Here is a 1,719-nt window from a genome sequence, read left to right on the forward strand (position 1 = left end):
CCCGCCTTATTCATGAGGGTGGTCTGAAAACGAAGATAGCGGATGGTATGCTCTTGAAAAATCAGTGTGTTCCGCCAAGAACCTGATCCAAGAGAACCATCCGCTATGGGTGAAAGCCTATCCACCTGGACGCCCTCCTGCAACGGCTCTGTCCGTGTCGAGCTGAGCGGCCAGCGAACCACCAGCGACAGCGGCGCGCTGCTGCTGCGTGAAGCCCTCGATAACAGCGGCATGATCGAGGCCCTCGAAGACAATCTGGTCGACCAACGCAATCCGCTACGCATCCGCCACTCGCTGGCCAGCCAGCTGCGTACCCTGGTGCTGCAGCGCGCCATGGGCTGGATCGATCTCAGCGATACCGACATCCTGCGCCGTGATCCGCTCTGGCAGCTGGCCTGCAGCGATGCGCGCGGGATGACACCCTTGGCGCAGGCCCGGCCCTCTCAAGCCACGCTGTCGCGGCTGCTGACCTGCCTCGGGCGCAACGACAACATCGATGCCGTGCACGAAGGCTTGCTGCGACTGGTGGTCTGGCGCCTGACCTCGCTGAAGAACGGCGAACGTCCCAAGCAGCTGACTCTGGACATCGATGGCTTGCCGATCGAGGTCCATGGCCACCAGGGCGGTTCGGCGTATCACGGGCTTTACAGTGCCCGCATCTACTCGCCGCTGGTCGCCTCGCTGGCCGAAACCGGCGACATGGTGGGCGGGCTGCTGCGCGAGGGTAACGCCGGTCCGGCCGAAAATGCCGATACCTGGATTCCCCATCTGGTGCGGCGACTCAATGAAAGTACCGGGGCCCAGGTGCGGGTACGCATCGACGCCGGGTTCACCGACAACGCGACGCTGGAGGCCCTGGAAGAGCGCGACATCGAGTACCTGGGCCGGCTTCGCAGTCACAAGGGCCTGCAGAAACTGGCGGCGCCGCACCTGAAGCGGCCACGAGGCCGGCCACCGGAGCAACCTCGGGAATGGTGCCATGACCTTGTGTACCAAGCCGGTTCCTGGCCAGCGCCACGGCGCGTGGTGTTGGTGGTGCAGGAACGTCCCGATGATCTGCTGCTGCATGCCTTCTTCCTGGTCACCAACCTCGGCAAGTTCGACTGGCCGCCGGAGAAGGTCCTGGCGCTCTACCGCAAGCGCGGCAGCGCCGAGGCGCACATGGGCGAGGTGAAGTCGGCGCTCGACGTACACCTCTCATCGACGGATCGGGGCGCCTCCACCGTCCAGGACGTGATGGCCCGCAACGAGGCGAGCCTGCTGCTGAGCCTCTACGCCTACCAGGTCCTGCATGGCCTGCGCTGCCTGCTGGAGCGGCAGACTCGGCACGGCTGGAGCCTGAGCCGGATGCGCGAGCAGGTGCTCAAGGTCGCCGCCACCTTGTCGCTGCACGCCCGACGCATCGCCGTTCACCTCGGCGCCGCCGCCGACAAGTGGTGGCCGACGCTGCTGAAGGGGCTGCCGAAGCTGACCGCGCTGAGCTGATGTTCCAGCAACACCACCACAGCACCAGGAAGCCGAGCGACCGCAGAGACGGCCGGTGATCACGGCTGCATTGATGGTCAGGTTTGATTCCAAAGAGTTATAGAAGATCGAAGGGAAACCAGCATTCAGGCATTACTGAGCTGGCTCTCACGCCAGAAAGGCGGAACCTGACGAATGATGCCGATGAAACGTAGCTTCAGACCGCCTGATCAGAGCCCTCGTGAATTAGGCGGG

The 1,719-nt window shown here is 64.1% G+C and carries 1 protein-coding gene; it reads left to right on the top strand.

Going from position 1 to position 1,719, the window contains the following annotated elements; translation table 11 throughout:
- Window positions 1-66 precede the first annotated feature (66 nt).
- On the top strand, window positions 67-1,485 hold the full coding sequence (locus tag FHR94_RS19405; protein WP_183328412.1) for an IS1380 family transposase: 1,419 nt from the start codon (window positions 67-69) through the stop codon (window positions 1,483-1,485).
- Window positions 1,486-1,719: the final 234 nt, after the last annotated feature.

Source organism: Halomonas cerina, from assembly GCF_014192215.1.
In the GTDB taxonomy this organism is placed as follows: Bacteria; Pseudomonadota; Gammaproteobacteria; order Pseudomonadales; family Halomonadaceae; genus Halomonas; species Halomonas cerina.